Below are 6,588 nucleotides of genomic sequence, written 5' to 3'. Positions count from 1 at the left end.
CAACAAGGAGGGAGGGGAGGATGCGCTTCAAGGACAAGGTGGCGGTGGTGACCGGGGCGGCCAATGGCCTCGGCCTCGACGCCGCGCAGGGCTTCGCGCGTGAGGGTGCGCGCGTGCTGCTGGTGGACCGTGACCCGCTGGTGCACGACGCCGCCGCCGCGCTGCGGGCGGAAGGCCATGACGCGCAGTCGCGCATCGCTGACGTCACGCGCGCGGCCGATGTCGCTTCCTATGTCGCCGCCGCCGTGGAGACCTGGGGCGGCATCCACTGCTTCTTCAACAATGCCGGCATCGAGGGCCATGTCCGCCCGCTTGTGGAGCAGGAGGAGGAGGTCTTCGACGCCGTCATGGCCGTGAACGTGAAGGGCGTCTTCCTCGGCCTGCGCGCGGTGCTGCCGGTGATGCTGCGCCAGGGCGCGGGCGCGGTGGTGAACACGGCCTCCACGGCGGCTCTGGCGGGCTCCATGGGCCTTGCCCCCTATGTGGGCTCCAAGCATGCGGTGCTGGGCATCACCCGCTCGGTGGCGGGCGAGGTGGCGCGGCAGGGTGTGCGGGTGAACGCCGTCTGCCCCGGCCCCACCGAGACGCGGATGATCCATTCCCTGGAAGAGCAGGCCGGGCTGCGCGGCGTGAACGACGCGGCCGAACGCTACAAGGCCAACATCCCGCTGGGCCGCTATTCCACGCCGGCCGAGGTCACGGCGGCGGTGCTGTTCCTGTGTTCGGACGCGGCCTCGGCCATCACGGGCGCGCATCTGCAGGTGGATGGCGGGCGCACCGCCTGCCCGGTGGCCAGCGCGCTACGGTAGCGCGGCCCCCCCGCGCAGCACGGCCTCGGCCGCGGGCGTGAAGGAGCCGTCCGCGGCGTGGAGGACGAGGCCGGGCAGAACCTCATCCCCGCCCCGCCCGCCCCGCCGCGCCCGGATCAGCACGCGCTTGGCCGTCACCCCCGCGCGCGGCCAGAGCGGCAGCAGCCGCACCGACCCGCAGCCCGCGCCGCGCAGCGCCGCCGCGGCGGCGGCGAAGCGGCTCGCGGGCAGCACCAGCGTCAGCGTGCCCAGGTGCCGCAGCGGTCGCGCGAGCATGGCCACCCAATCCTCCAGCGCCGCATCCTCATGCGCGGCGTCGCGCCGTCGCGGCTGGGGCGAGGGCGTGCCGCCTGGCCAATAGGGCGGGTTGGCGAAGGCGTGGTCGCAGCGGGGCAGGGGGGTGGGGGTGCGGATGTCGGCGACATGGATCTCCGCCGGCGCGCCATTGGCCTCCGCGTTGCGCCGCGCCAGGGCCGCCATCTCGGCGTCCCGCTCGATCGCGTGCATGGCCAGCCCCGGCACCCGGGCGTTCAGACACAGGAAGGCCGCCCCGCTGCCGCAGCCGGCCTCCAGCACCGTCTCGCCGGGCCGGGCGGGGATGAAGGCGGCCAGCAGCACGGGGTCGAGTGCCGCGCGAAACCCTTCGCGCGGCTGGGTCAGCCGCACCCGGCCGCCCAGCAGCGCATCCTCGGTGAAGGCCTCGTCGGGCGGGTCAGACCCCGGCATCGGCCAGGATGCGCCGGGCGCGCGGCCGATCCTCGCGCCGCACGGCCAGGCGCCGGGGGAAGACGGCCAGCCCCAGCCCCGCCAGGTTCGCGTCCAGCATCACGGGCTCGATGCCGGCGTCGCGCAGCAGGGCGGCCAGGAACTGCATGCGAACCGGGTCGCCATCCTCCGCCACCACCTCCATGCGCATCCCCTCCAGCGGTGCCAGACCCTTGCCAGGCCTTGCCTTGCCGCCATCTGTGCCGGGGCCTATCCTGCGGCGCGGCGCGGAACGGTCAAGCCGTGACATCCGGTTGAGCGGCCCTGGGCTGGCCGCGCCTTTTCTGACCATTGGCCATCGCGCGGGACAGGGCGCGTTTCGGGGGCATGACAGCGTGGGTGGTGTGATCGAGGCGAAGGACCATGGCGCGGCCGGGCATGGCGAGGACGCGCTGAAACGCCTCACCGCCCTCGTGGCCGAGGACCTAGCGCAGTGCAACCGCCTGATCATCGAGCGCATGCACAGCCCGGTGGCCCTCATCCCGCAGCTTGCCGCGCATCTGGTCGGCTCGGGCGGGAAGCGGCTGCGGCCGGTGCTGACCCTCGCGGCGTCGCGCATGTGCGGCTATGAGGGGCCGCGCCATGTGGCGCTCGCCGCCTGCGTGGAGTTCATCCACACCGCCACCCTGCTGCATGACGATGTGGTGGACGAAAGCGCCCTGCGCCGCGGCCAGGCCTCTGCCAACGCCCTCTTCGGCAACAAGCCCTCGGTGCTGGTGGGTGACTTCCTGTTTGCCCGCGCCTTCCGCCTGATGGTGGAGGATGGGAATCTGGAGGTGATGCGGATCCTGTCCTCGGCCGCCGCCACGCTGGCGGAGGGGGAGGTGCTGCAACTCCTGATCCAGAACGACCTGGGCACCACCGAGGCGCAATACCTGGAAGTCATCGAGGGCAAGACCGCCTCCCTCTTCGCCGCCGCCACGCGCCTGGGCGCCGTCGTCGCCGACCGGTCCGAGGCAGAGGCCGAGGCGCTCGACGCCTATGGCCGCAACCTCGGCATCGCCTTCCAACTGGTGGATGACGCCCTCGACTACGCGGCCGAGCAGGAGAAGCTGGGCAAGACCGTCGGCGACGATTTCCGCGAGGGCAAGATCACCCTGCCCGTGCTCGCCGCCTTCCATGCCGGTGACGCGGCCGAGCAGCAGTTCTGGCGCCGCACCATCGAGGAACGCCAGCAGGACGACAGCGACTTCGCCGAAGCCCAGCGCCTGATGACCCGCCACGGCGCCGTCGCCAAGACCATCGCCCGCGCGGAAGCCTATGGCGAGGCCGCCCTGCAATCCCTGGCCGGCTTCCCGGACAACCCCTTCCGCCACGCGCTGGCCGAGGTGGTGCGGTTCTGCATCGCACGGGCGCGGTGAGGCCCGGCGGGGGCTGCCGCCCCCTCCCCGCGGCACCACCTCACCCCGTGAGTTGCAGTCCCCGCAGCACTGCCTCGCGCGCGGCGACGACGTTTGCGAAGGCGGCGGTGGCTTGATCGCGCGTGGCGGCGGGGGCGGTGCGGGGGTGGCCGGCCTGGAAGGGCGGGTGGGGGTCGTACTGCATGTAGAGCTGGATGAACTGGGCGGCCTCCGGCCCACGCAGCTTGGCGGCCACGTGCAGGGCGCCGTCGAAGCCCGAGGTGACGCCGGCCGCGGTCACGAACTTGCCGTCTTCGACCACGCGTTCGTCCACCGGCGTGGCACCGAGCAGGGGCAGCAGATGGTGGCTGGCCCAGTGGGTGGTGGCGCGGCGGCCGCGCAGCAGCCCGGTGGCGCCCAGCAGCAGGGAGCCGGTGCAGACGGTGAAGACCAGTTGCGCCCCTTCGGCCTGGCGCTTCAGCCAGTCCAGCAGACGCGGGTCACGCATGGCTGCATCCACGCCGAAGCCGCCCGGGACGTGCAGCACGTCGAGCTGCGGCGCGTCCTCCAGCACCGCGTCGGGCAGGATTCGCAGGCCCTTCATGTCGGTGACGGGGTCGAGGCTGGGCCCGTAGAGGCGCCAGGTCGAGTCGGGCAGGCGGGACAGGATCTCGTGCGGCCCGGTCAGGTCCACCTGGTCCAGGTCCGGGAAGATCACGCTGCCGATGGTCAGATGTGTCATGGAACGGGCCCCCTTTGTGGTTGTCCCGTCATTGTCGGGCTTTCCCGGGCGCCGTCCAGGCCGGAGGTCAGGAGGTGGTGAGCGCGACCTCGATGAGGCGTTGCAGCACCTCGCCCTCCTGGGCGCCGGCGATGGCGTGCTGCCCGTCCACCAGGAAGCAGGGCACCCCGTTGATGCCCAGGCGATGGGCGCGGAGGTTTTCCAGGTGGACCCACTCGGTCTCGGCGGGGCTGGCCAGGAACTGGCGGGCCTCGACGGGGTCGAGCCCCTCGGCGGCGGCCAACGCGGCCAGGACGCTGTGCTGGCCGATATCCTGCCCCTCGCTGAAATAGGCCTGGAAGATGCGCTCCACCAACCCGTCCAGCGGACCCTGGGGGGCGGCCCAGCGCAGCAGCCGGTGGCCGTCCAGGCTGGAGGGGATGCGGCGCATCAGCTCGAAGCGGAAGGCGATGCCCTCGGCCTGGCCCAGCTCGGCAATGGTGCCGTGCAGGCGCCGGGCCCGTTCCTCGCCGCCGAATTTCCGCGTCAGCCAGTCCTGGCGGGGGACGCCGCCGGGAGCGATGTCCGGGTTCAGCAGGAAGGGGCGCCAGAGCAGCTCGGCGTGGAGGTCCGGCCGCTCCGCCAGCACGCGCAGCAATCGGCGCACGCCCAGGTAGCACCAGGGGCAGACGAGATCGAAGACGATCTCGACGGAAAGCCGCGGCCGGGGTGGTGCGAGGACGTTCACGGGGCCATTCTACGCAGACCACCGCAAAACGATAGGGTTCCGTATGGAAAGCAAGGACTCAGTGGCCCGGCTGATCGGGCTGCTGGCGGCGGGCCTGCTGGCGCTGGCCTGCTTCCTGGTGCTGCGGCCCTTCATCTCGGCCCTGCTGGGGGCCGTCATCCTGGTCTTCTGCACCTGGCCCATCTTCCGCTTCCTCACCAACAGGCTGACCCTGCGCCCGGGCTATGCGGCCACGGTGATGGTGGTGCTGGAGTTCCTGCTGCTGGGCCTGCCCCTGCTGCTGGCAACGCCCGTGACGCGCGAGGATGTGGACGGCATCCGCGCCTGGATCGAACGGGTGCTGACCGACGGCCTGCCGGACCTCTCGGGCGTCCTTCTGCCCATTCCCCTGGTGGGGGAGCGGCTGAACGCCTTCTGGGATTCGCTGGCGGGCGACAGTTCGCAGCTCACGGCGCTGGTCGGCCCCTATGCCGGCACCATCGCGCAGCAGGCGCTGGGGCTTCTCCTGCTGCTGCTGTCGGGGCTGGTCGAGGTGCTGGTGGCCATCATCCTCGCCTTCTTCATCTACCGCGACGGGCCCGCCATCGCGGCGCATTGCTACCGGCTGCTGGAGCGCCTGGCGGGTGAGCGCGCCCTGCACCTGTGGGAGCTGACGGGCAATGTGACGCGCGGCGTGGTCTATGGGCTGCTGGGCACGGCCTTGGCCCAGGGCTTCCTCACGGCGCTGGGCCTCTGGATCTCGGGCGTGCCGCAGCCGGTGCTGCTGGGGGTGGTGGCGGGGGTGATCTCGATCTTCCCCGTGGGGGCGCCGCTGGTGTGGCTGCCGGCCTCAATCTGGCTTTTCGCCACCGATTCCTGGGGGTGGGGGCTGTTCATGCTGCTCTACGGGGCGCTGGGCATCTCCTCGGTGGACAATGTGATCCGCCCCTGGCTGATCGCCCGCGGGGCGGACCTGCCCCTGCTGCTGACCCTGCTGGGCGCCTTGGGGGGCGTCTTCGCCTTCGGTTTCCTGGGCCTCTTCCTGGGGCCGGTGGTGCTGGCGGTGGGCTATGCGCTGCTGCTGGACTGGGGCGGGGTGAAGCAGGCGCCCCCGCCGTGAACGAGGGCTTGCCTTTCGGCGCTTCCTGCCGGACACCCCGCCCAGGCCATGCCTGACCGCGCGGCCTCCCATCCGCAGCCCAGGAGACTTCCCATGAACGTCCCCCGTCGCGCCCTGCTCGGCGCGGCCCTCGCGGCACCGCTGGCCGCCCCTGGCCTCGCCCGCGCCCAGGCCGCCTGGCCCTCCCGCCCCATCCGCATCGTCGTCCCCTTCGCGCCCGGCGGCGCGGTGGACATCACGGGCCGCCTGCTGGCCGAGCGGATGCAGCCGCTGCTGAACGCCAGTGTGGTGGTCGAGAATCGCGGTGGCGCCGGCGGCAACCTGGGTGGCGACATGGTCGCGAAGGCCGAGCCCGATGGGCACACCATCCTTCTCGGCACCGCCTCCATGCTGGCGGCGAACAAGTTCCTCTATCGCCGCTCCATGCCCTTCGACCCCATCCGCGACCTCGCCCCCGTGACGCGGGTGGTGACGGGGACCGTGCTGCTGGTGGTCAACGCCCGCCGCCCCTGGCAGAACTTCAATGAGTTGGTGGCCGCCGCCCGCGCCAATCCCGGGCGGATCAGCATGGGCTCCTCCGGCACCGGCACGATCAGCCACCTGACGCTGTCCAGCATCAACCGCGCGGCGGGCATGGACATCACCCATGTGCCCTATCGCGGCGGCGGCCCGGCCATCGTGGACCTGGTGGCCGGTAACATCGACATGATGTTCGACGTGATCCCCGCCCTGATGCCCCATGTGCGCGAAGGCCGCTTCCGCGCGCTGGCCGTGGGCAGCGCCGAGCGCGTGACCTATGTGCCCGAGCTGCGCGACGTGCCCGGCATAGCGGAGCTGCTGCCGCAGGCGGGCATCGACATGCAGTCCTGGTATGCCGTGAACGTGCCGGCGCGCACGCCGGCCCCGGTGATCGCGCGGCTGCACCAGGTGCTGACGCAGATCGCCCGCTCGGACGAGTTCAAGGGCCGGATGGAGCCGCTGGGCTTCACCCCCGTGACCGACGAGAGTCCCGAGGCCTATGGCCGCTACCTCTCCGAGCAGGAGCGCGTGTGGCAGGGGCTGGTCGAGGCCTCGGGCGCCACGCTGGACTGATGCGATACCCCTGG

General features: G+C 72.0%; 8 protein-coding genes. 4 read left to right on the top strand and 4 right to left on the bottom strand.

All coding sequences use genetic code 11. The features are described from left to right. Positions 1 to 809, top strand: an 809-nt coding sequence (locus JTN19_RS04215) for an SDR family NAD(P)-dependent oxidoreductase (protein ID WP_206930654.1), incomplete at its 5' end; no start/stop codon positions are given. Here the strand turns inward: JTN19_RS04215 and JTN19_RS04210 are convergent. Both JTN19_RS04210 and JTN19_RS04205 read right to left on the bottom strand, forming a co-directional pair. Next, positions 801 to 1,535: a tRNA1(Val) (adenine(37)-N6)-methyltransferase gene (locus JTN19_RS04210; protein ID WP_206930653.1), complete on the bottom strand. Its 735-nt coding sequence runs from the start codon at positions 1,533 to 1,535 to the stop codon at positions 801 to 803. The genes JTN19_RS04215 and JTN19_RS04210 overlap by 9 nt on opposite strands. After that, positions 1,522 to 1,725 carry a putative signal transducing protein gene (locus tag JTN19_RS04205; protein ID WP_242530848.1) on the bottom strand — a complete coding sequence of 68 codons (204 nt, stop codon included), beginning with the start codon at positions 1,723 to 1,725 and terminating at the stop codon, positions 1,522 to 1,524. Before JTN19_RS04205 ends, JTN19_RS04210 begins: the two co-directional genes overlap by 14 nt. A gap of 193 nt (positions 1,726 to 1,918) precedes the next feature. Between JTN19_RS04205 and JTN19_RS04200 the strand changes: the two genes are divergently transcribed. Then, complete coding sequence (locus JTN19_RS04200) at positions 1,919 to 2,935, top strand: polyprenyl synthetase family protein (RefSeq protein WP_340643271.1); 1,017 nt, start codon at positions 1,919 to 1,921, stop codon at positions 2,933 to 2,935. A gap of 40 nt (positions 2,936 to 2,975) precedes the next feature. Here JTN19_RS04200 and JTN19_RS04195 read toward each other — a convergent pair whose 3' ends face one another. Both JTN19_RS04195 and JTN19_RS04190 read right to left on the bottom strand, forming a co-directional pair. Then, complete coding sequence (locus tag JTN19_RS04195) at positions 2,976 to 3,656, bottom strand: DJ-1/PfpI family protein (RefSeq protein WP_206930651.1); 681 nt, start codon at positions 3,654 to 3,656, stop codon at positions 2,976 to 2,978. Positions 3,657 to 3,723: 67 nt separating this feature from the next. Beyond that, on the bottom strand, positions 3,724 to 4,383 hold the full coding sequence (locus tag JTN19_RS04190; protein WP_206930650.1) for a DsbA family protein: 660 nt from the start codon (positions 4,381 to 4,383) through the stop codon (positions 3,724 to 3,726). A gap of 43 nt (positions 4,384 to 4,426) precedes the next feature. Here JTN19_RS04190 and JTN19_RS04185 point away from each other — a divergent pair, with 43 nt between their 5' ends. Together JTN19_RS04185 and JTN19_RS04180 are read left to right on the top strand one after the other, a co-directional pair. Further along, positions 4,427 to 5,482 carry an AI-2E family transporter gene (locus JTN19_RS04185; protein ID WP_206930649.1) on the top strand — a complete coding sequence of 352 codons (1,056 nt, stop codon included), beginning with the start codon at positions 4,427 to 4,429 and terminating at the stop codon, positions 5,480 to 5,482. A 93-nt stretch (positions 5,483 to 5,575) separates the two neighbouring features. Next, on the top strand, positions 5,576 to 6,574 hold the full coding sequence (locus tag JTN19_RS04180) for a Bug family tripartite tricarboxylate transporter substrate binding protein (RefSeq protein ID WP_206930648.1): 999 nt from the start codon (positions 5,576 to 5,578) through the stop codon (positions 6,572 to 6,574). Positions 6,575 to 6,588 lie beyond the last annotated feature (14 nt).

This window comes from Roseococcus thiosulfatophilus, from assembly GCF_017311575.1.
Classification (GTDB): domain Bacteria; phylum Pseudomonadota; class Alphaproteobacteria; order Acetobacterales; family Acetobacteraceae; genus Roseococcus; species Roseococcus thiosulfatophilus.
Note: the sequence above shows the minus strand (reverse complement) of the source record. Positions and strands in the feature narration are given on the sequence as shown.